This is a genomic window from Streptomyces sp. a15, from assembly GCF_059026085.1.
The window spans coordinates 187051-211687 of record NZ_JBWLKM010000009.1 but is presented as its reverse complement, the minus strand read 5'-3'; the positions used below and the strand labels follow the sequence as shown (position 1 = coordinate 211687).

Below are 24637 nucleotides of genomic sequence, written 5' to 3'. Positions count from 1 at the left end.
ACCGGGTGAACACTACGGCTTTTTATGTATCCCCATCAGGCGCGTCCCTATGGTCAATTACGACGGGGTAGCAGGAGCCGACACCATTCCGCCGCATCCTCCGGAGGAACCGCACGCATGGCCACAGCAACGACCGACCCCCACAACCTTTTCCTGCGCGAGGACGCCGAGACTCAGGGAGACGTGCTCGCCGGGTTCAAGAAAGACCACATGCAGCTGCTTTTCCTGCGGTTCGAGGACCAGCAGCTGGCGCGCACGTGGTTGAAACAGTTGCGGCCGCTCATCGCCACGACCAAACAAGTGGCGACCTTCAACAAGGAATTCTCCCGGGCCCGCTCGTATTCGGGCGGAGACGACCCGAAGAACCTGAACGCGCTGTGGTACGGCATCAGCCTCACCTTCGAAGGGCTGACGTTCCTCGCCGGCCACAGCCCGCTGCCCGGCGTCGACAGCAACAGCACCGACGGCCCGCTCAAAGCCTTCTTCGAAGGCCCGGCCAAGCGGGCGCCGGCACTCGGCGACGCGGGTCAGAACGCCCCGCAGAACTGGCTCTTCGGCAACTTCGGCGACGGACGGGTCCACGCGGTGCTCACCCTCGCGGCCGACCAGCCGCACGCACTGCGGGCCACCCTCGGAGACGTCCGGCAGGATCTCGCCCGCGCCAAGATCGTCACCGTCTACGAGCAGGAGGGCGCCACCCTCGAGGGCCCCCGCCGGGGCAGGGAGCACTTCGGCTTCAAGGACGGCGTCAGCGAGCCGGCGATCAAGCACCTTGACGAGCCCGATCCCAAGAACCCGGTCTACGAGAAGGGCCATCCCGGCACCATCCTCGTCAAGCCCGGCGAGTTCGTCGTCGGGCTGGAGCGGGAGCGCCCGCACCCCCTGCCCTACCCGGAGTGGGCGCAGCACGGCTCGTTCCAGGTGGTACGCCGACTGGCCCAGGACGTCCCCGGCTGGTGGGCCGGCGTGGCCGCGCAGCTGAAGGTGCTGAAGGAGGCGAAGGCCGCGCCTCCGGAGGCGACGACCGAATGGCTGGCGGCCCGGCTCGTCGGACGCTGGCGCTCCGGCACTCCGGTGGCGAAGTGTCCGCACGCGGACATGTCGTACAACGCGGAGTCGTCGAACGACAACCTGATCTCGTTCCGGGACGACCCGAAGGGGACGACCACCCCGCTCTGGTCCCACCTGCGCAAGACCAACCCCCGCGACGGCTTCCCCGTCAGGGACAAAGAGGGGGAGTTCCACCCGGACACGAAGTTCAACCACCGCCGGATCATGCGCCGCGGCATCCCGTACGGCCTGCCGTTCGACCCGTCCGCCTCGGCGCTCAACGGTCCGGACGCGCCGCGCGGCCTGGTGTTCGTCTGCTATCAGGCCGATCTCTTCCGGCAGTTCGAGTTCATCCAGCGGGACTGGATGAACGACGAGACGTTCCCCAAGCCCAACCCCGACACCCATCACGAGCACGTGGACCCGGGCCCGTTCCCCACCGGCTCCGACCCCGTGGCGGGCGAGGAGACCGTGGTCCGCTGGGAGCGCCCCCAGGGCGGCGAGCCGGTCGCGCTGAACTTCGCGCAGTTCGTACGGACCGAGGGGGCGGTGTACGCCTTCGCGCCGTCGGTCTCGGTGATCGACCAGCTGGCCGAGGGCCGGATGAACACCAACATGGTCGTCTCGGGCTTGACGATCTTCACGGTCAACAGCTTCGACAACACCGAGCGCGACACCGTCGACTCGGGCACGGTGCGGCTGTTCCTCCGGCCCGACGGCAACCTCGTGGTCATCGACAACAGCAACGAGAGGATTCTCTGGGCCGCGAACACCGCCAACCCGGCCGGTGCGAAGACGCAGGCGAGGTTCGCCGACGGTGAGCTCTTCGTCTGCACCGTGAAGGAGGGCAACCAGATCGACCAGAAGCTCTGGACCTCCGGCACCGCGGGCAAACCCGAGGCCAAGCTCGTCGTCCAGATGGACGGGAACGTGGTGATCTACCACCGCGGCGAGGCGATCTGGCACACCGACACCGCACTGCGCTGATGCCCCACCGCGCGCCTCGCCCCCTTCAGCCCACCCGCCTCCCCAAGGGCGGGTGGGCTGCGCAGGTCCGCCGGGATGCGCGAAGACGCCCAGCCGGACGGCCCGGTGCCGCCCCGTGCCCGTCAGTCCTTCGGGCCGATGAGACAGCAGTGCTGCCGCTCCGGCGCGACCGGCGGGCGTACCTCGGCGGCCGGGAAGAGCGATCTCGCGTGGTCCGGGCTCCACAGCACGTCGTACCGCCCGCACGGGCCGACCGGGGCGCGGGCGTCGAACAGCAGGGTGTGGTCCACGACCGCGCACCAGCGCGCCTCGCGCGCCTGCTCGACAACGGCGTCCAGGCGCGCCGGAACCGGGAGCGGCTCCGGCGCGTTCCCCAAGGAGCGGCTGCGCAGCCGCCAGCGCACGTTGGACTCGTGTCCCTCACCCCGCGGCGCCCAGTCCGGGGCGATGAAGGTGAAGGCGAGCACCCCGTCCTCGGTCAGAAGCGACCGCAGTGCGTGCACCAGTTCCACGGTCTCGTCGTCCGGCGTGTGGGTGAAGACCGAGTAGGCGAGGACGTAGTCGAAACGCGTGTCCAGGTCGGGCAGTCGGAGCCCGGGGACACCGCCGGGATTGAACTGCGGGTTGTACCGGTCGTAGAAGATCCAGTGGGCCCGCGGGCTGCGCCGCCGTCCCTCCTCGATCGCGGGCCGCGACACGTCCACACACCAGTACAGCGACGGCTGGACGCGTCCCGCTGCCTCCTCCAGGAACGTGCCGACGTTCCCGCCGAAGTCCAGCACCCGGCGCCCGGACCAGTCCGGTCGGCCGAGTTGGAAGTCGAAGTAGGCGAACTGACCGGTCTTCGTGGAGATGTAGGACGCCTGCCGGGGCGAGGCGTCACGGTGGGCCGGAGACGGAATGGTGCTCACCAGGTGACGGGAAGGGCGGCGATGGCCTGGATGCGCTGGTGCCCCTTCCAGTCGGCGGACGCTTCGGGGGCCGCCGGCCGAAGCGTGGGAAAGCGGGTGAGCAGCGACGCGAGGGCGATCCGGAGCTCGGCCCGCGCCAGGTGGGAGGCGAGGCAGCGGTGGATGCCGTGGCCGAAGGCCACATGTGGATTGGGGTCACGGCCCAGATCGAGGCGCTCGGCGTCGGGGAAGACCTCCGGGTCGTGGTTCGCGGAGTTGATCGAGACGACAACGGACTCTCCGGCGCGGACGCTGACCCCGGCGATGTCCACGTCCTCGGTGGCCACCCGGATCTGACCGTCCCTCAGCACCAGGTGGTACCGCAGCAGTTCCTCCACCGCGCTCTCCGCGAACGCCGGGTCGTCCCGCAGCCGTGCGAGATCGGCGGGCCGGTGCAGCAGGGTGCGCAGGGCGGAGGTCAGGACGGCGGTGACGACCGTGTGGCCGGCGAACAGCAGACTGACGCCGATGCCGGTCAACTCTGCGTCGGAGAGCGCGCCTTGCTCGTCGTGAGCGGTGACGAGGGCGCTGAACAGGTCGTCGCCGGGGGCCGCGCGCCGGGCGTCCATCAGGGCGGCCAGGTAGTCGCACATCTCCCGCTGAGCCGCCGTGATCCGCTCCAGGGGGCCCTTGCCGTTCATCGTGTCCGCCAAGGCCAGGATCCGGTCGCTGTCCCCGGCCGGAACGCCCAGCCAGGCGCAGATCACCGCCACGGGCAGCGGGCGTGCGAAGCCGGCGACCAGGTCGGCGGGCGGGCCGGCCTCGGCCAGGGTGGCGAGCAGACCGTCAGTGATCTTCTGGATCACCGTCAGTGACCGGTGGACCTGCCGCGCCCTGAACTCCGGCATGACCAGCCGCCGCAGCCGGGCGTGGTCCGGCGGCTCGGTGTCCCGGATGAGGGTGACACCGGACGGGAACGGGGTGGTGAACAGCCGGGGCGTGTCGGGACCGCTGTGGGCCGTGACACTGAAACGCCGGTCGCGCAGCACCTGACGTACGTCCTCGTACCGGGTCACCAGCCACACCTCGTGGCCGCTGGCGACGACCACACGGGTCGCGGGTTCGTTCTCACGCAGCCGGGCCAGCCTCTCGAACACCTCGGCGTGGTCACGGGTGTCGAAAGGGAAGGCCACGGGCGGGCTCGGGACGGGCATCGAAGCCACTCCTCACGCGACTCAGGGTTTGTGGAAGGACGGGTCGTGGTCGTCGCCGAGTGCGGCGCGGCCGATGGTGGCGAGGATGTGGTCGTCGTTGTCGTGGCGCTGGTAGAAGGTCAGGTCGCGCAGGATCCGCTCCACCGGGCTGGGGCGCACCAGGCTGCGGGCGCCGCAGGCACGGATGCAGTGGTGCACGGTCTCCTCCGCCAGGTGCTCGATGACATGCCGGGCCTTGCTGCCGGCGATCCTGGCCTCGTCCACCCGGCCCTCGTCCCACAGCGCGGCGACATGGCGCAGCCACAGGCGGGCGGTGTCCACGTTGACCGCCATGCTGCCCGCCCGCTGCCGCACGTACGGGTCGGCCCCCTTGTCCTGCTTCTTGATGTACGCCAGCCCGTAGGCGCACGCGGCCTGGGCGGCGCCCAGGAAGCTGGAGGCGTAGTGGGGGACGAACGCGGACTGCCACTGCCCGCTGAGATAGCTGCCGGGTGCGCCGATGAGGTGGTCCCGGGGAATGAACGTGTCGTCGAACCGCACCAGGTGGCTGACCGTCGCGCGCATGCCCACCGGGTCCCACCACGTGCTGTCGACGCTCACGGTCGGGTCCGACAGATCGCAGGCCAGCATGAGCAGTTCACTGCCCGTGGCCCTGCCGCTTGCGGCTGCCCGGCCGTTCGGGGCGGGTTGCGCGTGGCGGGCTCCGCCGGGTCCGGCCGGGTCGACGAACAGGATGGCCCACTGGGCGCCGGTGGCGCTGGTGGCGAACGCCTTGGTGCCCCGTACGGTCCAGCCGCCCTCGACCGGGGTGAGCGCGGTGCCGAAACGGCTGGTCTCCCCGGGCTTGGGGGCCCGTGGCTCGCCGCTCCAGGCCACCCACTTCTCCCCGCGCCTCACCACGCCCGCGAACCAGCGCCGCTTCTGCTCGGGCGTTCCCAGGGCGTCGATGAGGACCAGGGAGTTGGCGTGCCCCTCCCAGCAGCGCGCCAGCGACAGATCGGCCGAGGCGAGGGTAGTGGTCAGTTCCCACAGCGGCAGCGTGTTGCGCTGCTGCGGTCCGAAGCCCAGTCCGCCGTACTCACGGGGTACGGCGGCGGCCAGCAGCCCGGCCGCGAAGAGGTCGTCGAAGTCCTCGGCCGGGAAGGCGGCCCTGCGGTCGTAGTCGTCCGCGCGGGCGGCGAACGTCTCGGCGGCCAGCTTCCGGGCACGGTCGAGGGCGGCATGGTCTCCGAGAACCGGACCGTGTGGATGGTGAGGGCCGTGCACCAGGTCGGCGGTCATGGGAGGGGTGCCCCTTCCGGTGGTTCGGGCGGCTGGGCGAGTCCCGGACGGTAGTAGTGGGCGCGGTACATCACGGGCGGCACCCGCTGGTCGTCGGGGTGGGCCGTGTGAATGTCGATGGTCAGCAGGCCGCGGTTGAGATAGCCGCACAGGATGGCGGTCCGGGCGCCGAGCCGCCCCTCGGCGAGGAAGCCCACGGCCGGGCCGTCGCCGCCCGCGTCCACCAGCGGCGTGGCCGCGAGTGCGGTGTGGGTGTCGGGGACGCCGGGGCCGCCCTCGGCGATACTCAGCGCGAGCCCGCCCTCGTCCGCCACGGCGTCGACGAGCCGGATGCCGAGGGCGGTGGTGTCGAAGTTGACCCACCCGCCGGTGAGGTCGGCCAGGTCGGTGTGCGATGCCGTCGTCATACGGCCTCCTCCGCCCGGTGGAAGAACGAACGGGTCCACCGGCCGGGGCCGCCGCCGTCGAGGGGCACGCTGGAGGCGGTGGTCACCAGGATGCCGGTCTTGTAGTAGGCGGACAGAACCGTGCGGAACCCGCCGAGTTCGTAGACGGCGGAGAACGACCAGGCCACCGTTGGCGCGCCGGGCGCGGTGTAGACGGCCGCCGGTACCTCGCCCCAGTCGCGCGGCTGCCCACCCGCCGCGGAGCGGCCGTCAGCGGGGGTGCTGCCGAAGGCCCGTACGGTCAAGCCCGTTCCGCACTCGGCGACGGTCAGCCGGAGTGGGCCCTTGGACACCGCTCCGCGGTCGGTGTTGAGCCAATCACCCAACAGGGCCGATATGTCAGGGACGTCCGGTGCGGGCGGCGCGGCCGATGGTGTCGCACCGGCCGCCGAGCGGATGGTCACGAGGTGCTCTCCTTTCCCGGAGGTTCGCCCCGCGGTCTTCCGCGGGGGGCTGTCCTGGCCGTCATACGCCGGGCGCCAGTCGTAGGCCGTCGGCCGGACCAGGGGAGGCGCCGGGGCCGGTCTGTCCGGGCGGGCCGACCGCTGGAGCCCGCGCACGGCCGGCGCACAGGGCGCGCAGCACGGCGGGAGGCATCGGATGCCCCGTCAGCAGCCGGAACTGCTCCTGGACTTCGACGAGCAGCACCTCCCAGCCGTCGATGCCCAGCAGACCGCGGGCGCGCGCCGCCTCCATCAGCGGGGTGGGCGGGTCTCGGTACGCCATCTCCAGCACGGTGGCATCGGGGTCGGCCGACGCGACGGGAAAGGGCGGCCGCTCCACCAGCGGCGTGGCCTGTACCAGCACGCCGTAGCCGGCCGCGCTGAACCCGGACAGCGGTACGAAGGGGACGCCCATGCGCCGTGCGGAGTCCCGGCCCCGCGCGTCGCACCGGTTGACGAGGGTCACCTGAGCCCCTGCCCTCAGCAGGGCCACTGCGACCGCGCGCCCGGCCCCGCCGCATCCGACGACCGCCGCCCGCAGGCCCGCCGGGTCGATCCCGGCCCGGGCCAGCGACTGCAGGGCCCCGACCGTGTCCGTGGTGTCGGCCCGCCAGAGCCCTTCCTCCTGCCACAGGAGATTCGCCGCCCCGCACTGCAGGGCCGTCGGGCTCGCCATGTCCGCCAGCGCAAGGGCGGTCTCCTTGTGGGGGGCGGTCACAGTCAGCCCCCGCACGGGCAGTCCGCTCTCCTCCCCGAAGCGGACGGCGGCCCGCCAGAACGGCGCCAGAGCCTCCGCATGGAACGGGAGATACAGCGCGGGCAGGCCCAACGTACGCAGCGCGGCGTTGTGCAGGCGCGGCGACAGCGAACGCCCTGAGTTGCGGCCCGCGATGCCGAAGAGGCCGCGCAGCCGGGGCAACTCGGGCAGCCCGTAGTCGGTCACCAGTTGCCCGACGCTCGGCATGCCGTCCGGTCCCGGCGCCGAGACCCGGCCGAACACCACGGGCGCGCCCAGCCAAGGGGCCAGGATGCGGGTCCAGGTACCGGCGGGTCCGGACGCGAACGCGGTGACGTCCCCGCGCCCGAGGCCGGCCAGCAGCGACGGAGCCGCCGTGATGCCGAACTCGCCCGCGTGCTGTGACTGCGGGGCCGGGGAGCGGGCATCGACATCGAGGAGATACAGCGCCGCGGGTACGGCCCGCAGGGAAGCGAACTGTTCCCTCAGGGCCGCGTGGCCGTCGGTGCCCCGCCCGGCGGGAAGGGTCCTGTGCCAGGAGATGCGCCGCCGCCGCGGGGGCACGGCGGCCAGCAGCTCCGGTCGCGCCGGATCGTCGGGCCACTCCAGATCGACCACGTCGTAGTGGTCCGCCGCGCGCAGCAGCCGCGTGAACCGCTCCGCCGGGACGAGGTCCCCGCCGCCGCCCTGCGCCCGGGTGGGCAGACAGTACGTCAGAGTGCCCGTGAAGTGCTTGCGCAGCTGGGCCGGATCGGGGTCGCCGAGCAGGTCGGCCCGTACCTCAAGGGAGTCGGCCACCCCGTCGAGGGAGCGCAGGCGGGCGTTGCTGAGGTCGTCGGGTTCGGTGGCCACAGCCACCAGCCGGGCCCGGCGCACCGCACCGGGGCGGCCGCCGCGCCCCTCGGTCAGCTCCAATGAACGTACTCCTCAAGGCGAGCCCGCTGCGGGACGAACCGGTTCACCGGGGCCGCCTCGTCGGGGTACCCGACGGCCAGGGTGCAGACGATGAGCCGGTCGGCGTCGATGTCCAGCTTCCGGCGCAGCGCGTCCGCGTAGCCCGCGACGCTGAACTGCGGGCAGCTGCCGAGTCCTCGGGCGACCAGGCCGAGCATGACGTTCTGCAGGAAGAGGCCGGCTTCCAGGAAGGTCCCGGGTACCGCGTCGCCGGGGACGTGGCAGACCAAGGCGGCCGGCGCGCCGTAGAAGCGCAGGTTGTCGCGGAGGTGGGCCCGGGCGGCCGAGGTGTCGTCGGGGGCGTGGCCCTTGGCGCGCAGCACTCCGGTCAGGGCCGCGCGGGCGCGTTCGGCCGCGGTGTCGTCGAGCGTCGGCGTCCGGTTGGCGCAGTCCGGCCGTGGAGGTTCTCCGCGGTCGAAGCCCTCACAGAGCGTGCGGGTCAGCGCGTCCAGCGGGCCGCCGGTCACCACCGTCATCCGCCACGGCTGGATGTTGCGGCTGGAGGGCGCCTGGCCTGCGGCGAGGAGCACCTCCGCCAGGACGTCCCGGGGGACCGGCCGATCGAGGAAGGCGCGCTTGCAGTGGCGGGACGCGATCAGGGACAGGCCGTCACAGGGCAGGTCGCTGTCCGCGCTGCCGTCGTACGTCACGAGGTCCTGCGTCAGCTCCTTCGCCAGTTCCTCATACGCGGGCTCGTCATGGACCGTCATGGGTACGTCACTCCCTCGCGCCTCAACTGAGCCCGGCCGTGCGGACGTCGGGGCCGGGACCGCTGCCGAGGAACTCGTGCAGACGGGTGCGGACCAACTCCTGGATGCGGTGGGCGCACTGGCGGTAGGCCTCGGGCGGCTGCCCCTCGGGGTTGGGGACGTCGCCGTGCGGATCCAGGCAGTGGGTGCGGTTCTTGGCGTCGGGTGCCAGGGCGACCACGGCGTCGCGGTGCGAACGCGTCATGCAGTAGATGACGGAGCTGTCGCGGCACAGCCTGGCGGTGACCGGCCGTGCCCGGTGGCGGCGGGGGTGTGCGGGCCCGGGTACGCGCCGTATGCCGAGCTCGGCGAGAGCGGTCCGGGCGGCGGGGACCAACGGCGCTCCGGGCCGTGCGGGGGAGACTCCCGCGCTGGTGAAGCGCACGCCGCGCGCGCTGCCGCCCGCCTGCGTGGCATGGGCGCGGGCGATGACCTCCGCCATGGGCGAGCGGGAGGTGTTGCCACCGCAGACGAACAGCACCTGCCGCGTGCGGGTGCCGCGTTCCCGCCACCAGGAGACCACCGCGGGGTGGGACAAGGACGCGATGGCGGTAACGATGAAGACCAGCGCGAGAAGCTGAGCGTTCCCCGGCACCGGCAGCCCGGCCAGCCCGGCCAGGGCATAGGAGGCGACCAGGCCGGACAGCAGACTGGCGCACCGGTTGGCCGGGACACACCAGGTGTACACGCGGCGGTCGAGGTAGATCAGCGTGCCGAAGACGAACAGCACCTCGTACGCCATGCCGATACCTACGGCCGCCCAGGCCGTCGAAGTGCCGAGGAAGGTGGTGAACCCGGCGCGCAACTCCGCTTGCCCGCACAGGGCCGCCGCCGCCAGGATCCCGACGAGGAAAACCGGTGCGGCGGCGTGCTCCTCCACGAAATATCGACGATCGGTTTCCTTCACTCCGGTTTTTGCCACGCGGCTCATGATCTCGAACCGCCCCACGTAACCCACGAGATAGGTGAGCACGCTCAACACCGTCGCCAGGGTGAGGTGGTAGCTGTTCACATCACCGAGAGCCACCGAAACCGCCATCAGGCTGAAAGCCAGTCCAGCCCAGGCCGAACCGGGAACCTTCCGTTTACGCGCCGAGTCGACCAGCGGCGAAAGGATCAGCACACCCCCGCGCATCAGAAGCAGCACAAGAAGGATGGAGACACCGGCGAAGGTGAAATTCAGCGTGGTGGTGCCGATGATGAGCGCGGTGAAGAATCCCGCCACCAGCGTTTCCCTGCCCGGCAGGCGGACGCGGCCCACTCCGGGAATCTCACGCTGCCCCGCGTATCCCCACCATCCGCTCGCCATCAGGAAGAACGGCATCACGACGAGCTGGCCCAAGGCGGCCGCCGGCAGGAGCACCAGACCTTCGACCGGTTCTCCGGCCAGCGGTGAAACTCCGCTGGACACCGCTTTCACGAGCATGGCGTAGGGAATATAGGCAAGAAAGTATCCAAGCGCGAGCCAAGCCATTCGCGTGACCCTCCGGGAGTTCCCCAGCAGTAATGCCGGTAATTCTCGGCGAAATGTACGGAAGGAACTGTGCTGACGATCTACACCCCCGCCGGTCCACGCGTCGACCAATGCACCGACCTTGATGAGTGTGCAGGGATTCCGTGTCCCGCGCAAGTGCCTCAACTTTCCGCCGGCGCAGGAAGGTTTCCTTCAGGCCACTGCAATCGGCGTATTATCCGACGTCGCGCGGGCGCACGATTTATGTATTAGGGCGTGCGCCCCTCTGTGCGCCGGTCGAATGCGTCCATTCTCTGCTTGTGCGACTTGCAGGCCTGCTGAAAAGGCCGTAGCGCGTGAAAAAGGAAAAGTGTTGCGCAGGTTGAAATCGGGGCGTTCGGTGGTCCGATCGCGTGGTGTTGCATGGTCAGTGCGGTCGCGCAAGGACCGACTGCGTGGATGAAGACGGCGGCCGGATCGTGGGGGACGCCGGCGCCGGAGCTCGCGCACCACGCGGCCGAACAGTTCGATCACGAGCCGGAACGTAGGCGTGTGGGTGAGGGCCGGGAGAGGCGAGAGGGCGGGACCGGGCCCGTGAAGTGCCGGTGAAAACCCTGTGGAAGTGGTGTCGGTGGGGCCGTTTATGCTGCACCGGACGATCACGCGGGACCAGGGGAGGGCGCGGCATGTTCGGCAAGCTGTTCGGCAGGGGAGCGGAGAGACCGGCGGCGGATCCGTACGCCCTTCCTGTCCCGCGCAGGGAGAAGAACGGGATGTACACGCTGCGCGCGCTCGGGGACGCGCGGGTGCTCGCGCTGGTGGAGGCGGCCGGCGCAGGTGACTGGGAGGCGGTCAAGGCGGCGCTGGCACCGTTCGATCTCGGCCGCGACCACCAGGTCCTGGGTGAACTCGCCGACGTGGACGGTGTGCAGGACTGGATCGGCCGGGCCGTCGAGGAGGACAAGGAGCACCGGGCGACGGCCCTGCTGATATCCGGGGCGCGCCACATCATCTGGGGCTGGGAGGCGCGCACCGCCGAGCGTGCCGTGAACGTCACGCAGGAGCAGTGGCGCATCTTCCACGAGCGGCTCCACATCGCCGAAGAACAGCTGCTCGAGGCCGCCGAGTTGCGGCCGGACTGGGTCACCCCGTGGCGCCGCCTCCTCACCTCCGGTCGCGGCATGTCGCTGGGCACCGCCGTCAACGAGACCCGCCGCGACGCCGCCCTGCGCCGCGACCCGCTGGATCTCGAGACCCACCTCGAGTGGCTGTCGCAGCTGCAGCCCCGCTGGGGCGGCGAGCCGGGCCAGGCCCTGGCGTTCGCCCAGGAGGCGTCGGCCCGCGCCCCACAGGGGCACCGCCTCGGCTGCGTGATCGCCATGGCGTACATCGAGGAGTGGGTCGAGTCGGAGCGCGGGGACTACCTCGAAACCTCCGAGATCCAGGCGCAGTTGAGGGAAGCGGCGGACCACAGCATCCTCCACCCCGGCTACGTGTGGCGCCCGGGCTGGCAGCACGACTTCAACATGTTCGCCATGGCCCTGTCGCTGGCCGGCGAGCGCCACACGGTCCGGCGCGTCTTCCAGACGCTGGACGGCGCCTACACCAGCTGGCCCTGGACCTACTTCGCGGAGCCCGAGAAGCAGTTCGCCCGCCGCCACCGCCGCGCCTGAGCGCACGCCGGCTCGATACCGCCCGCCACCCCTCGCACCCCGGACTGCCCGATGACTCTGCCCGACACCGCCGCGAACGCGGCCGGCGCCGACCGCACCTTCCAGGTGGATCTGCGCGGCCTCGTCGACCTCCTCTCCCACCACCTCTACTCCAGCCCCCGCGTCTACCTGCGTGAACTCCTGCAGAACGCGGTCGACGCGCTCACCGCCCGGCACGCCCTCGATCCGGCCGCCCCCGCCGACGCCCTCGGTATCCGCCTGTACGCCGACGGCTCGGTGGTACGCGTCGAGGACGACGGCGTCGGTCTCACCGAGGCCGACGTGCACACCTTCCTCGCCACGATCGGCCGCAGCAGCAAGCGTGCCGAGGGCATCGCCGAGCAACGCGGCGACTTCATCGGCCAGTTCGGGATCGGCCTGCTCTCCTGCTTCCTGGTCGCGGACGAGATCCACGTCCTGAGCCGCTCCGCCCGCACCCCCGACGCCCCCGCCGTCGAGTGGCGGGGACGCGGCGACGGCAGCTACACCGTCCGCACCCTGCCCGCCTCCGCCCGCCCCCGGCCCGGCACCACCGTCACGCTGACGCCGCGCGCCGACGCGGGCGAGTGGACCCGCCCGGCCCAGGTGCACGCGCTGGCCCGGCACTTCGGCACCCTGCTGCGCCACCCGGTGACCTTCGACGACGGCACAGGCGGCAGAGGCGGTCCGGGTGGTCCGGGTGGTCCGGGGGCGTCCGTCAACCCCGAGCCCGCACCCTGGGTGCGCACGTACCCCACACCGGGTGCCCGCTCCCGCGCGCTGGCCGCGTACGGCCAGGAGGTGTTCGGGTTCACGCCGCTGGACACCATCGAACTGGACCTGCCCGCCGTGGGCCTGAAGGGCATCGCGTGCGTGCTGCCCGAGACCGTGCCGGCCGGGCGCCGCCACGGCCACCGCGTGCACGTCAAGGGCATGCTGCTGTCCGAACAGGCCGAGGAGATCCTGCCCGAGTGGGCGTTCTTCGTCCGCTGCGTCGTCGACGCCGAGAGCCTGCGACCGACGGCGTCCCGCGAGTCCCTCTACGAGGACGACACCCTCGCCGCCGTCCGTGACGCACTCGCCGAGCGGCTGCGCGCCTGGATCGCCCGGGCCGCCGCCAGCGACCCGGACCTGCTCGCCCGCTTCCTCCAGGCCCACCACCTGGCCGTGAAGTCGCTCGCGGTGCACGACGACGAGATCCTGCGGATGCTGCTGCCCTGGCTGCCGTTCGAGACCACCGACGGGCACACCACCCTCGACGAGTTCGCGCGCACCCACCGCACCGTGCTCGTGACGTCGAGCGTGGAGGAGTTCCGGCAGGTCGCCGCGATCGCCTCGGCCGCCGGGCTCGGCGTCGTCAACGGCGGCTACACCTACGACCGCGAACTGGTCCACCGGCTGCCCGAGATCAGGCCCGAGGCCACCGTCGCCGACCTCGACCCGGCCACCCTCACCGCCCACCTCGACCCCGTCGACCGGGAGACGGAACTCTCCGCCGCGGCGTACCTCGCCCAGGCCCGCGACGCCCTCGCCGTCTTCGACTGCGACGTCGCGCTGCGCACCTTCCAGCCCGCCTCCGCCCCCGCCCTCCTCGTCGACAGCCGCGAGGCCCGGCACGAGCGCACCCGCTCCCAGCTCGCCCGTGAACAGCAGGGCGGCGTGTGGGGCGACATCCTCGGCGCCCTGCGCCAGGAGGCCCCGCGGGCCCAGCTGATCCTCAACCAGCTCAACCCGCTGGTCCGCGCAGCCGTCGCCATCGACGAGCCAGAGCTGGCCCGCACCAGCGCCGAAGCCCTCTACGGGCAGGCCGCGATGCTGTCCCGGCGCCCGCTGAGGCCCGCCGAATCGAGCCTCATCAACCGCTCCTTCCTCGACCTTCTCGCCCACGCCCTCCGCAAGGACAGCTGACGATGCCCACCGCACCCCATCCCCAGAGCACCGACGAGCTGTACCAGGCGCTCAAGGAGAACGACCGGCGCCCCTACGGCCGCACCCGCACCGTCACCGCCGAGGAACTCGTCGACGCCTCCGAGCAGTTCGCCGATCCCGTCCCGCTGGTCCACGCGCTCCTCGAACTCCAGGAGGCGTACACCTACGGCTCCGAACCCCGCAAGTCGCCCGTCGTCTTCGCCCGCCTGCTCACCCTCTTCGACGAGCAGCCCGACGTCTTCGACGAGCGCCTGCGCCACATGCTGTTCTGGCGGTTCAAGTGGGTGGCCCACGCCCTGCGCCAGCTGCCCGAGATACCGCTGGCCAGTCTGCGCCAGTGGCTCACCGAGATGCGCGACCGGTACGAGAAGGCCGGCCTCGGCCTCCAGCCCTACTACGGACAGGCGTACGTCCTCGCCGCCCACGTCGGCGAGGACACCACCCTCGCCTACGAACTGTGGGCGAGCCGCACCCGCACCCGGCTCAGCGACTGCGAGGCCTGCGAGATCTGCGAGCGCGCCCTGTACCACCTCGCGGCGGGCGACGACGAGCGGGCGCTGAGCACCTGGGAGCCCGTTCTTGCCGGGAAGGAATCCTGCCAGGAGGAGCCGGCTCGCTCCGTCTCGCACGCGCTGTTGCCCCTCCTGCGCACCGGCCGCGCCGACCGGGCCCGCGAACTGCACCTCGCCGGCTACCGCAGCTGCCGCCGCAACCCCTCGATGTCCCAGGAGGTCGGCCGCCACCTGGAGTTCTGCGCGCTCACCGGCAACGAGGCACGCGGCCTGGAACTGCTCGCCGAGAACCGGAGCCTGTTCGACGAGGTCGACTCGCCGCTGGACCTGCTCGGCTTCCTCACCGGCGCGGAGGTCCTTCTCCAGCGCGTCGAGTTCCTCGGCCGTGGCGAACTGCCCGTCGCCGGGTACGCGGGCCGCACCTGGACGGTGGCCGGCCTGCGCGCCGAGGTGCGCGGCCGCGCCGACGACCTCGCCGCCCGCTTCGACGCCCGCAACGGAACCACGGCCCACACCGACCGCCGCAGGGCCCGCCTGGACCGCGCTCCCCTGCTGGACGCGCTGGAACTGACCCTGCGCCCCCGCAGCCTCGACGACGTGTCCTTGACCGCCCCGGTCGCCGCGCCCGCCGCCCGTACGGCCGCCGCCGTCCCGGAGTCGCTGCCCGAACTCATCGCCCGGGCACGGGCGTTGGACGAGCAGGGCCACCCGGACGCACAGGCCTGCTGGGCGAGGCTGCGCACGCTCGTCCTCGCCCGTGACTACACCCACCCCGACGACCCGGCCGTGGGCCCGCTCGTACAGCTGCGCGCGGACCTGCTGGCCGACGAGGCGGGCCGGGCCGGCGAGAAGGACGAGTTCGCCGTCGCCGCCGACCTCTACGAGGAGGCCGCGGGCCTGTACGAGGACGCCGGACTGCCGGGCCACGCGGCGCTCGCCCGCGCCAGTGCCCTGCTCGCCTCCGCCGAGATCCCCGCACAGGGTGGAGCCGACGCGACCGAGGCGAAGACCGCCGCACTCACCGCCGCCCATGCGTCCATCGTCCGCCTGCAAGAGGAGACGCCCGGCCTCGTCCCGTACCAGGAGGCCCGCCTGCTGCGGCTGCGGGCGACCGCGCTCGGCCTGCGCCTGCAGACATCGGGGAGCGAGGAGCACGTCGCACCGGTCTTCGCCGAGGCGGACCTGCTGCACGCGTTCGCCACCCGGCACGATGTCGTCGGGCAGATCGCCGGCGCCCTGCTGCTGCGAGCCAGCACCTACGCCCTCTCCGGCGACCTGCCCACCGCGGTCACCGAGATCGACGCCGTCGTCGACCGGCTGAAGGCGCACGGCCCCGCCTGGCACCTGCCCCGCACGCTCGGCCTGCGCGGCCGGCTCCAACTCGGCCTACGGGACGCCCAGACCGCCTACGGGGACCTCACCGAGGGCCTGCGACTGGCCGCCGACTGGCCGGCCGACGCGGTCGACACCAGCCGCCTCCACGGTGACCTGGCCGAGGCCTGCATGCACCTGGGCCGCCCCGACGAGGCCCTGCGGCACCTGACGCGCTCGGCGGAGGTGGACCTGCGTCGCGGCAGCCGGACGGACGCGTTCTGCGCCTACAGCAACGCGGCCCAGCTCAGCCTCGACCTGGGGCGCGTCGAGGACTGCATCGCTCTGCTCGACTCCCTGCTGGCCGAACCGGACGTCGCCGCCGGAGAGCTGGACGACCGGATCGTGGCTCAGCTGCGCCTGACCCGCGCCCGCGCGCTGCACGCGGGGGAGGACCTCAAGGCCGCCACGGCGGAGTTCGTCGCCCTCGCGGCCGAGTCGGCCGGCTGGGACGACGACCCGGGGAGCCACGCCATGATCGCCGCGGAGACCGCCGTACTGCTCGGCGAGTCCGGCGAGTTCGGCCGGGCCCGGGAGGCGGCGGACCAGGCGATCGCCGCCCATGCCCGGGCCCCGCGCTACGAGCAGCTCAGCAACTGCCTGCGCGAACTCGCCCGCCTCCAGGCCCAGCAGCAGGGAGCCGACGGCCTGGCCGACGCCCGCGCCTTCCTCGCCGACGCCGGCCGGATCGCCGACGAGGCCCGCGCCGCCGAGTACGAGCCCCACGACCGTCCCCTGGAGTCGGCCCTGGCCTACGAACACGGGCGGGTCAACGCCTACGCCGGCGAGTACGAGGACGCCCTCGCCGCCCTGGAGAAGGCCCTCGCCCTGCTCGGCGAGCCGGGGCCGGAGAACGACCGCGCGGGAGAGTGGGCCGAGTGCGTCCGCCTCGCGGGCGCCGTGGAGGGCATCTACCTGGAACGCCCCGACCCCGCCCTCACCCGCCTCGACGCGGCGGTCTCCCGCCTGACCGCCTTGGGCCACACCGAGGAGACCGAGCCGCTGATCTCCCTGGCGGCCCGGCTGCGCGACGAGGAGTGACGCGACGGTGCCGGGGCGACAGCCCGCTCCGGCACCCTTTTCTGCGTCTGGAAGATACGAGGTCGGCCCCGCTCAGCCGACGCGGAAGACGTCCAGCGCGGTCAGGGCTACGTGCAATGCGGTGCGCTGGTCGCCGGATTGGAGGTCGCCGTCGAGCAGGTGCTCGAAGGTACGCACGCGTTGATAGAACGTCTCGCGGGACAGGCGACCGCGGCGGGCGGCGCTGGTCTTGCTGCGGCGGCGTCCAGGTAGTGGCGGAGGGTCGTCAGCAGGTCGGTGCCGTGTCGGGTGTCGTGATCGAGGAGGCGGCCGAGTTGTTGTTCGGCGTATTCCTGGATCCGGGTGTCCTCGCGGAGCGCGTACAGCAGGCGGCGCAGGTCGACATCGGCGAGTTCGTGGAAGGAGCGGCCCGGGGGGGGAGGGGTTGGTCGGGCGGGGTGGCCTCGGCCACGCGCGGGCAGCCGTTGGGCCTCGGCGTCGGCCCAGGCGGCGGGTGGTGATCTCCGCCGCCGTGTCGGCGACCAGTCGGCCCAGCTCGGGCAGTCGGCCGGGGCGTACCGGGAGTCGGGCATCGAGATGGCCAGCGCCTGGAGCGGCGTGCCGCCTTCGGCGAGGTGGAGACCGCGCGGCTGCGGGTCGACCTGCTCGCCGACCCCGAGGAGATCCACGAGCACGCCCTCTCCGTGCGTCTGGCCGTCGACGAACTGGCCGGGATCTGCCGCCGGGGAACGGTCGTGGTCGAGGAGTTCATGTGACGGTCCGGGAACGCGGCTCGGTGCAGCACCGACTGCGGCCACCTGGCGATGTAGGGCATGCGCGAAGCCCGCGACACCGCACGTGGCCACCGGGACCGCCCTTTCACGCTCGTCGTCTGCGCCTCCTGCGCCGACGCTGCGTGTACGCCGCCGTGCAGCCGTGCGAGGCGGACCGCAGGCCCACGGGAGCCGTCGTACGTCTCGGCCCCCTCGTCACCGAAGCGGACGTCGAAGCGGTCGGGGCGTGGCTGCGGGCCGGAATGCCGGATGGCGGCACGCTGCACGACCGGATGCGCGCGGCACCCGTTCCGCGGCAGGTTGCCGGCTTGGACTGAGGGACAGGCCGGGGGAGGGAGCGGCGGCTGACGGACATGGCGGGTCGGCCGCCCACAGCAGCCGCTTTTCACGGGCTCGCCCGCGTTATCGGACGGCCACGACCACGTAGCTCTCGCCGTACTGCCACACCGGCCCCGCCTGGCCGAAGCCGGCCTCGTGCAGCAGGCTCAGGTGGCCGGAGAGGGGCAGGGCGCGGCCTTTGCCGGTGCCGGTCGCCGTCCGGCGGCGGCGCTCGGCGAGCAGGTCGGTCAGTTCCGGGTCGTCCGCGACGGCCGCCCACCAGGACGTCCAGTCCTCGTGGGCGAACGCCTGCTGCCGGTCGGCCCGCAAGCGTCCGACGTGGGCGGTGAGGCCGGCCGGGCCGGAGTGGTCCTGCGGGAGATGGTCGCCGTTGACGAGCACGCCGCCGGGCCGCAGCAGTGCGGCGAGCTGCCGGTACGTACGGCGGAGGGTGTCGGTGTCGAGGTAGTGCAGTGCCGTCGTCGTGACGGCCGCGTCCAGTGGACGGTCCAGGTCCAGCGCCTCGGTCCAGCCGGTCTCGCCGATCACCGCGTCGACGTAGCGGGCCGCGTCGGCGTGGTGGGTGCGGGCCAGCTCCAGCAGCAGGGGGTCCATGTCCACGGCCACGATGTCCGCGTCCGGCAGCCGCTGGGCCAGTCTGGCCGCCAGCGAGCCGGGGCCGCAGCCCAGGTCGGCGATGAAGGGCCGGGCCGCGCGGCCCGCGGTGATGTGCTCGACGACGTCGGCGATCACGGTGAACCGTTCCTCGCGGTCGACGGCGTACCGTTGCTGCTGCCGTTCCCAACGCTCCACCCACCGCGCGGCCGTAGCCATGCTCAGCCCCATCCGGTCGTGCCACCTCGCCGTCTCGCACCTGTCGTTCCTTGCCTCTCAGAGGCTACAGGTGAAAACGGTTTCCATTCTCCCGGATCGTCCATTCGGATCGTCCATTCGGATTGATCATCCGCATCACTGGAGTCCGTTGAGAACGGACAGCAACCGGTCGATCTCCTCAGGTGTGTTGTACGCGTGCAGGCTCACGCGCACGGAGTCGGTCTTCTCGCCCGCGCTGCCCTGGCAGTGGCTGTCGGACCGGACCATGAAGCCGTGGCTGAAGAGGATGAACCCGAGGTCGCCCGAGTCGATGGCCCGGTGGCGGAAGGTGACGATGCCCTGGCGGCGTTGGACGGTGGAGTCGGCGGCCAGGCTGAGCGGACAGCCGAGCACCTCGTAGGCGTCCAGGTGGCGCAGTCCTTCGGTGAGCCGGGCCGCCAGGGCGACCGTCCAGCGTTCGACGCGGTCGAGGCCGGTGGCGTCCAGCCAGTCCAGGGCCGCCGCCAGGGAGGCGATGCCGGCGGTGTTCGGGGTACCGCTCCAGCCGCCGGGAGCGAAGGCCGGCCCGCGTGCCTGGCGGGACCAGACCGCGCCGGTGCCGGGCAGGGCCAGGGCCTTGTGCCCGGAGAAGACGACGAAGTCGACGTCCAGGTCGGCCACGGACACCGGCAGGTGGCCCACGCTCTGGGCGGCGTCCAGGCAGATGACCGCGTCCGGGCCGACCGCCCGGCGGATGCGGTGCACGTTCATGTCGCCGCCGTAGACGTGGTGCACGTGGGTGGCGGCGACGAACCGGGTCCGGGAGCCGGCCAGTTCGGCGAGCGCGATGTGGTCGTAGTCTCCGGAGCCCGGCTGGTAGGGCATGGGCCGGACGCGGACGTGCACACCTTGGCGGGCGAGCAACTGCTGCGTCTCCAGCCAGGGGAGGATGTTGGCCTGGTGGTCGGCGACCGGTACGACGATCTCGTCGCCGTCGGAGAGGAAGCCGGCCAGCCAGTCGCGCGCGATCGTGCGCAGGCCCTCGGTCGTACCGCTGGTGAAGTGGACGGCCGAGCGCTCCGGGTGCGGGTCGCCCAGGAACTCCTTGACCCGGTCGCGGGTGCGCTCGACCAGGTCGGTGGTCCGGTTGGCCCAGGTGTAGGTGCCCCGCCCGGCGTTGGCGTTGGTGGTGGTGAGGTACGTCCGCACCGCGTCCAGGACGGCCAGCGGCTTCTGTGCCGTGGCCGCGCTGTCCAGGTAGGCAGGCTCAGGGGAGCCCGGGTCGGGCTCCCCGGAGAAGATCGGGAACTGCGCGCGGACCTCGCGCTGCCAGGAGCGCAGGTCCTCCAGGTCGGTGCGGCCGTGGTCGCGGGTCGTGGGTGCGGTCATGGCGGTCAGTCCCGTACCAGGGGCGCGCCCGCGTCGCGCCACGCGATGATGCCGCCGGCCAGGCTGCGGACGTCGGGGTGACCCATCCGGGTCAGCAGTGCCGCGTACCGGGCGGACTGCTCGCCCACCGGACACGCCAGCAGCACCGGCTGCCGTCTGCTGAACGGCAGGCCGCCCTGGACCAGTTCCCCGAACAGTTCGTCGACGATGTTGACCGAGCCGTCGATGTGCAGCGCGGCGTACGCGTAGGGGCTGCGCAGGTCGACGACGAGCGGGCGGTCGGTGGCGATCCACGCCTGCGCCTCGCTGACGCCGATGGCCGGGGCCGTACGTATCTCCGCGTCGGACAGGTCGGCCGGTGAGTTCTTCCGGGGCGGCCGGCCCAGCAGGTCGGGCCGTCGCTGCCGCACATAGCTCAGATAGCTCTCCACGCGGTCGCAGACGATGAACACCGCGACCTGACGTTCCGTCAACTCGGCGTCGAGCTGTCGCAGATGACGTACGGCGCCGAAGTACGCGGCCCCGCCGGTCGGCCCGGCCAGGATGCCGCACCGGCGGTTCAGGGCCAGCATCCCCTCGATCGCGTCGTCGGCGCTCACCGACTCCATCGTGTCGTACGTGTCAGGGTCGAACAGGCCGACTTCCTGCACCTCGTCGATGGTGCGGATGCCGGGGATGAAGTCGGACTTGGCCGCGACCAGGCCGAGGACCCGCACGGCCGGATCGGTCTCCCGCAGGACGCGGGCCACACCCGTGGAGGAGCCCGCGGTGCCCACGCAGGCGACGAACCAGTCCGGAGCCCGGCCGTCCAGATCCTTCACGATCTCCGGTCCGGTGCCGGTGAGATGGGCCTCGGTGTTGCGCGGGTTGAAGTACTGGTCGGTGTGCAGATAGGCGCTGCCGGAGGCGGACAGGTTCCGGTGGAAGAGGGTCAGCGGATCGTCGGTCGCGGTCGGGTCCAGACACTCGCTCTGGCCCGGCAGTTCCTCGATCTGAGCGCCGAGCAGCAACAGGAGGTCCTTTATCTCCGGCACTCGCATCCGGTTGGTGACGCTCTTGAAGGTCAGCCCGTGCATGCCCGCGATGACCGCGAGCGCCTTCGCCGTGTTGCCGCTGGACAACTCGACGACCTGGCTGCCGTGTTCGACCGCCTCACTCAGCTGCGGGCGCGCCATGTTCCAGGCGGCCCGGTCCTTGACCGAGCCGAAGGGGTTGAGCAGTTCGAGCTTGGCGTACAGGTCGATGTTCCGCAGTCCGTGCACGTCCGGGTCGATGCGCACCAGCGGGGTGTTGCCTATGGCCTCGGTGATGCTGTCGTACCTCAATGCGGTTCTCCCGGGAGCGTGATCGGCCAGTACTGGTCGTCCAGGCACCAGCGCCAGGCGTCGCCGTCCTGCCAGACGGCGGCATGGCGGGCGACGGGCTGGAGCTGGGCGCGGGTGGCGTGGAAGTCCATGGCGTAGCCGGCGGTGTTGGCGAAGACCATCAGGTCGCCCGGCGCGGGACGGCGCGGCAGGAAGACCGTACGCCGGGTGATCATGTCCGTCTCCAGGCACAGGCTGCCGAACAGGTGCACGCCGACGGGCTCTCCGCCGGCGTCCGCACCCGGCCCGGTGCCGCTCCTGGGGATCACGACGGGATCCATGAGCACGCCGTGCTCCTCCAGGGCGACGTCGTTCGCCTTCAGCGCCAGCCGTACGAGCAGCTCGGCACCGGTGTCCGGGGAGCGCACCTCCAGCACCTTGGCCACCGTGATCCCGCACTGGTCGAGCAGTGCCCGGCCGGGCTCCGTGTACAGGTCGTAGAGGTGCTCCAGCAGCAGTGCTGCCAGGGGGCGGCCGCCCAAGGAGGCGGCGGGCTGCGTCAGCAGCTCGTCGAGGTACCGTGCCCCGGCCACCGGCCGGTGGGCAGGGTAGAGCCCGAGGGCGCCGCGCAGCGTACCGGCCTCGTTGCGCAGTCCGTAGCCGTGCCCGCCCCAGGCCAGGGGCGGGCGTCTGCCCAACACCGCGGCGGTGAGCTCGGTGGTGTACCGCTCCCACTGCCCGCCGTCGGCAAGGTAGTTGACGCCGAATCCGCCGCCGATGTCCACGGCCCGGGGGCGCAGGCCCCGGCTCCGGCACACCTCCAGGGCTTCCAGACAGCCTTCCAGGGCCGTCGCCTTCTCCGCGACGCTGGTCGTGTCCAGGTGGTAGGCGACGCCGGTCAGGTCGACCGCGCCGGCGTGCCGTTCGACCGCTTTCAGCAGGAGGTCCAACTCCCGTACGGGCGCGCCGAAGCGACTCGGCCGGCTCAGCACCTTGACGCCGGACGCCTCGAATCCCGACAGGCGCAGCAGGATACGTACGGGGGAGAGCCGGTGCCCGCGTACCAGCGCGGCGAGCTGGTCGAGTTCGGATCCGCCGTCGACACTCACGGTGACGCCCGTGCGCGCGGCGAGCCACAGGAATTCGGGGTTCTTGGGGCCGGTGGCCGTGATCCGGTCGGGTGTGAAACCGGCGCCGAGAGCGTGCTGGAGCTCGCCCAGGGACGCGACGTCCACCCCGGCGTCCGTGGCGGCGAGCCGGCGCAGCAGGGCGCTGGAGCGGTTGGCCTTGTGGGCGTAGAAGACCTGGCCCGAGAGATGGTGCTCGCGGTACACGGACCGGAACCGCGCCAGGTTCTCGGCTATCTGGTCCGGCACCACGAGGTTGAGTGGCGAGCCGAGCGCGTCGGTGAGCATGTGCAGGAAGTCCGCCGACTCCAGCAGCGATCGAAGCCGCGGCCCGAGCCGGGGTTCCAGATACAAGGGCCCTCCACCCACACGCGGTACCCCTCCTACTGAGGCCGCCGCGCCCTGATCCGGGCACGTCCGACACTTCCCGCGGTTTTGCCGTATACCCCCTTTCCATTCCTCGGTCTGTTTACGCCCTGTGGCGCATGGGCCTTACCTTCGCTTTACGAGTGAACAAGGTTTGTAGAGGGCACGTCGAACCGGACCGTTCAGAGACTGAGGCACATCAGGATGTCGTCACGGTCGTCGCCAGGGGCCACGCGCAGCGCGCCCGGCCATCGACCCACTTCGGTCCATCCCAGGCTCCGGTAGAAGTGCTCGAGCCCAAGTCCTCCTCGCGCACTGAGCTGCAGCTGCTCCAGTTTCATGTCCTCTGCGGCGATCTCTCGGACGCGGGTCATGAGCGCGGTGCCGATTCCTTGCCGGCGGAAGCGTGGGTGGGTCTGGACGTGGTTGACCACCCCACAGTGTGCGATCAGCGGATGAGGGTCCCGGCGAATGATCAGCCAGCCCGCGAGTGTTCCGCCGGTGGTCGCGACGAGCAGTCGGCCGCGCTCCGGATCGAGCCCGTCCATGAGCCGTTCCGCCGCCGGACCGACGTCCCGCACGCTGACGGGAGGCAGGGGAATCCCGGGCGCGAGCACCGCGCCGCCCGCGTTGATGACGGCTGCCCAGCAGTCGACGAGCTGCCTTCTCACCTCCGGCGTGATCTCGTGCGGCCGGGTGATCTGCAGGAACTCGGGGGAGTCGGACACAGTCATGGCGATCAGCTTCCCAGGCGAGCCGGCGGACCAGGACGGCGGTGTCGTCGTGGGCCGTGTCGTCGTGGGCCGGTGGGGTGCCCGCGCTTGCTTCAGCCCGCGCAGCCGTGGGCCTGCGCCGACGCCCGGCACCAGCAGGCCAGTTCGACGGTGTGCTCCACCGCGGCGAATCCGAAGTCGGAGGCGATCCGTCCGGCCCACTCCTCGACGACCTCGGAGTCCACCGGCCGGCTGTGGCCGCAGGCGCGGCAGATCAGGTAGTGGCGGTGGCCGTTGCCGGGCCGCCACCGGTACAGCCGTTCACCGGCGCCGGCTTGGACGACGTCGACCTCGTCCGGGGCGCGGGCACCTGCCGGCCCCGGCGGTGGGAGCCAGGAGAACGGTTCCCGAGGCCGGCTGATCGGCACGCGTGCAGCCTCCCGTGAGGCAGGGTGCCGTTAAGTCGTCACCCAGGCGTCACAACAATCTCATTGCCTCCTCATTTGGAAATGATTATCATCTTGTTGTGCCCGAGCGGGCATGGGCATGACCTGGGGGGTCTCTTTTGCGTACGCGCAACCGCTTGTCCGCCTTCGCGGCCACCCAGATCGACAGGGGCCATGTCGCCGTCCTCAACGCGGAGGGGGACTCCACGTACCTGGATCTCAACGTCCGCGACGACACGAACGACATCGCGTACCAGCCCGCCGACGTCGTCTTCTCCGTACCGGCGGCCGCGAAGGTGGCCAATCCGGGTTACGGCTTCCTCGGCACCGGCAGCCAGGTCTGGGTGCTGCCCGACACGGAGACGGAGGCCTCCGCGGCGGGCGTCCTGGAACCGACCGTGTCGACCGAGGCGATCCCCACCGGGATCCTCAGCAACGACGCGGTCACCTACCGGCTGGTCAGCGCGACGCGCAACGGCGCCGCCACCGAGGACTTCAGCGTCTTCACGGCGAGCGGCAGCCGCTGGTTCGACAGCAACACCGCCACCACGAGCTTCAAGGCCAGGACCTTCGCGGTCGGCACCCATGCCCACGCCAACTGGGCCTTCGAGGAGCCCGGTGGCTGAAGCGCGAAAGACGCT

The 24637-nt window shown here is 71.7% G+C and carries 21 protein-coding genes and 1 pseudogene; 7 read left to right on the top strand and 15 right to left on the bottom strand.

The window, feature by feature from the left end:
* Positions 1 to 117: 117 nt before the first annotated feature.
* Entirely contained in the window at positions 118 to 2037 is a 1920-nt protein-coding gene (locus AC5P09_RS13085) for a Dyp-type peroxidase (RefSeq protein ID WP_493874028.1), read from the top strand.
* 122 nt (positions 2038 to 2159) lie between these two features.
* On the opposite strand, the gene AC5P09_RS13080 is transcribed toward AC5P09_RS13085, so the two are convergent.
* The 8 genes from AC5P09_RS13080 to AC5P09_RS13045 all read right to left on the bottom strand — a co-directional run bounded on the left by AC5P09_RS13080 (position 2160) and on the right by AC5P09_RS13045 (position 10335).
* Positions 2160 to 2948, bottom strand: coding sequence for a class I SAM-dependent methyltransferase (locus AC5P09_RS13080; protein ID WP_493874027.1), 789 nt, complete (start codon positions 2946 to 2948; stop codon positions 2160 to 2162).
* Positions 2945 to 4141, bottom strand: coding sequence for a cytochrome P450 (locus tag AC5P09_RS13075; protein WP_493874026.1), 1197 nt, complete (start codon positions 4139 to 4141; stop codon positions 2945 to 2947). Before AC5P09_RS13075 ends, AC5P09_RS13080 begins: the two co-directional genes overlap by 4 nt.
* A gap of 21 nt (positions 4142 to 4162) precedes the next feature.
* Positions 4163 to 5422, bottom strand: a complete 1260-nt coding sequence (locus AC5P09_RS13070) for an acyl-CoA dehydrogenase family protein (protein WP_493874025.1) — start codon at positions 5420 to 5422, stop codon at positions 4163 to 4165.
* Complete coding sequence (locus AC5P09_RS13065; RefSeq protein ID WP_493874024.1) at positions 5419 to 5829, bottom strand: hypothetical protein; 411 nt, start codon at positions 5827 to 5829, stop codon at positions 5419 to 5421. Before AC5P09_RS13065 ends, AC5P09_RS13070 begins: the two co-directional genes overlap by 4 nt.
* The gene (locus tag AC5P09_RS13060) at positions 5826 to 6272 is read right to left on the bottom strand and encodes a hypothetical protein (protein WP_493874023.1); all 447 of its coding nucleotides are present in this window, start codon (positions 6270 to 6272) and stop codon (positions 5826 to 5828) included. The genes AC5P09_RS13065 and AC5P09_RS13060 overlap by 4 nt, the downstream gene beginning before the upstream one ends.
* 61 nt (positions 6273 to 6333) lie before the next feature.
* Positions 6334 to 7962: a hypothetical protein gene (locus AC5P09_RS13055; protein ID WP_493874022.1), complete on the bottom strand. Its 1629-nt coding sequence runs from the start codon at positions 7960 to 7962 to the stop codon at positions 6334 to 6336.
* Positions 7953 to 8711: a nitroreductase gene (locus AC5P09_RS13050; RefSeq protein ID WP_493874021.1), complete on the bottom strand. Its 759-nt coding sequence runs from the start codon at positions 8709 to 8711 to the stop codon at positions 7953 to 7955. The genes AC5P09_RS13055 and AC5P09_RS13050 overlap by 10 nt, the downstream gene beginning before the upstream one ends.
* Positions 8712 to 8733: 22 nt before the next feature.
* Entirely contained in the window at positions 8734 to 10335 is a 1602-nt protein-coding gene (locus AC5P09_RS13045; protein ID WP_493874020.1) for an arsenate reductase/protein-tyrosine-phosphatase family protein, read from the bottom strand.
* A gap of 554 nt (positions 10336 to 10889) precedes the next feature.
* Here AC5P09_RS13045 and AC5P09_RS13040 point away from each other — a divergent pair.
* Genes AC5P09_RS13040 through AC5P09_RS13030 form a run of 3 tightly spaced genes read left to right on the top strand, consistent with a single transcriptional unit; the run spans position 10890 to position 16747 of the window.
* Positions 10890 to 11876: a hypothetical protein gene (locus AC5P09_RS13040; RefSeq protein ID WP_493874019.1), complete on the top strand. Its 987-nt coding sequence runs from the start codon at positions 10890 to 10892 to the stop codon at positions 11874 to 11876.
* A gap of 51 nt (positions 11877 to 11927) precedes the next feature.
* On the top strand, positions 11928 to 13802 hold the full coding sequence (locus tag AC5P09_RS13035; RefSeq protein ID WP_493874018.1) for an HSP90 family protein: 1875 nt from the start codon (positions 11928 to 11930) through the stop codon (positions 13800 to 13802).
* 2 nt (positions 13803 to 13804) lie between these two features.
* Positions 13805 to 16747: a hypothetical protein gene (locus AC5P09_RS13030; protein ID WP_493874017.1), complete on the top strand. Its 2943-nt coding sequence runs from the start codon at positions 13805 to 13807 to the stop codon at positions 16745 to 16747.
* Between the two features lie 72 nt (positions 16748 to 16819).
* On the opposite strand, the pseudogene AC5P09_RS13025 reads toward AC5P09_RS13030, so the two are convergent.
* Positions 16820 to 17201, bottom strand: a pseudogene (locus AC5P09_RS13025) (helix-turn-helix domain-containing protein); the annotation flags it as partial.
* Positions 17202 to 17361: 160 nt separating this feature from the next.
* On the opposite strand from AC5P09_RS13025, the gene AC5P09_RS13020 reads away from it, so the two are divergent.
* Both AC5P09_RS13020 and AC5P09_RS13015 read left to right on the top strand, forming a co-directional pair.
* Positions 17362 to 17502: a chorismate-binding protein gene (locus tag AC5P09_RS13020; RefSeq protein WP_493874016.1), complete on the top strand. Its 141-nt coding sequence runs from the start codon at positions 17362 to 17364 to the stop codon at positions 17500 to 17502.
* A 140-nt stretch (positions 17503 to 17642) separates the two neighbouring features.
* A complete protein-coding gene (locus AC5P09_RS13015) occupies positions 17643 to 17837 on the top strand; it encodes a hypothetical protein (protein ID WP_493874015.1) in 195 nt (64 codons plus the stop codon).
* Positions 17838 to 17922: 85 nt separating this feature from the next.
* Here AC5P09_RS13015 and AC5P09_RS13010 read toward each other — a convergent pair whose 3' ends face one another.
* The 6 genes from AC5P09_RS13010 to AC5P09_RS12985 form a co-directional block, all read right to left on the bottom strand.
* Entirely contained in the window at positions 17923 to 18684 is a 762-nt protein-coding gene (locus AC5P09_RS13010) for a class I SAM-dependent methyltransferase (RefSeq protein ID WP_493874014.1), read from the bottom strand.
* A gap of 123 nt (positions 18685 to 18807) precedes the next feature.
* Entirely contained in the window at positions 18808 to 20040 is a 1233-nt protein-coding gene (locus AC5P09_RS13005; RefSeq protein ID WP_493874013.1) for an aminotransferase class V-fold PLP-dependent enzyme, read from the bottom strand.
* A gap of 5 nt (positions 20041 to 20045) precedes the next feature.
* Positions 20046 to 21365: a pyridoxal-phosphate dependent enzyme gene (locus AC5P09_RS13000; protein WP_493874012.1), complete on the bottom strand. Its 1320-nt coding sequence runs from the start codon at positions 21363 to 21365 to the stop codon at positions 20046 to 20048.
* Positions 21362 to 22840 (bottom strand): Y4yA family PLP-dependent enzyme, encoded by a 1479-nt coding sequence (locus AC5P09_RS12995; protein ID WP_493874011.1) that lies wholly within the window; start codon positions 22838 to 22840, stop codon positions 21362 to 21364. The genes AC5P09_RS13000 and AC5P09_RS12995 overlap by 4 nt, the downstream gene beginning before the upstream one ends.
* Positions 22841 to 23019: 179 nt before the next feature.
* Entirely contained in the window at positions 23020 to 23571 is a 552-nt protein-coding gene (locus AC5P09_RS12990; protein WP_493874010.1) for a GNAT family N-acetyltransferase, read from the bottom strand.
* A gap of 92 nt (positions 23572 to 23663) precedes the next feature.
* Complete coding sequence (locus AC5P09_RS12985) at positions 23664 to 23978, bottom strand: transcriptional repressor (RefSeq protein ID WP_493874009.1); 315 nt, start codon at positions 23976 to 23978, stop codon at positions 23664 to 23666.
* Positions 23979 to 24133: 155 nt separating this feature from the next.
* Here AC5P09_RS12985 and AC5P09_RS12980 point away from each other — a divergent pair, with 155 nt between their 5' ends.
* Positions 24134 to 24622 carry a choice-of-anchor M domain-containing protein gene (locus AC5P09_RS12980; RefSeq protein ID WP_493874008.1) on the top strand — a complete coding sequence of 163 codons (489 nt, stop codon included), beginning with the start codon at positions 24134 to 24136 and terminating at the stop codon, positions 24620 to 24622.
* Positions 24623 to 24637 lie beyond the last annotated feature (15 nt).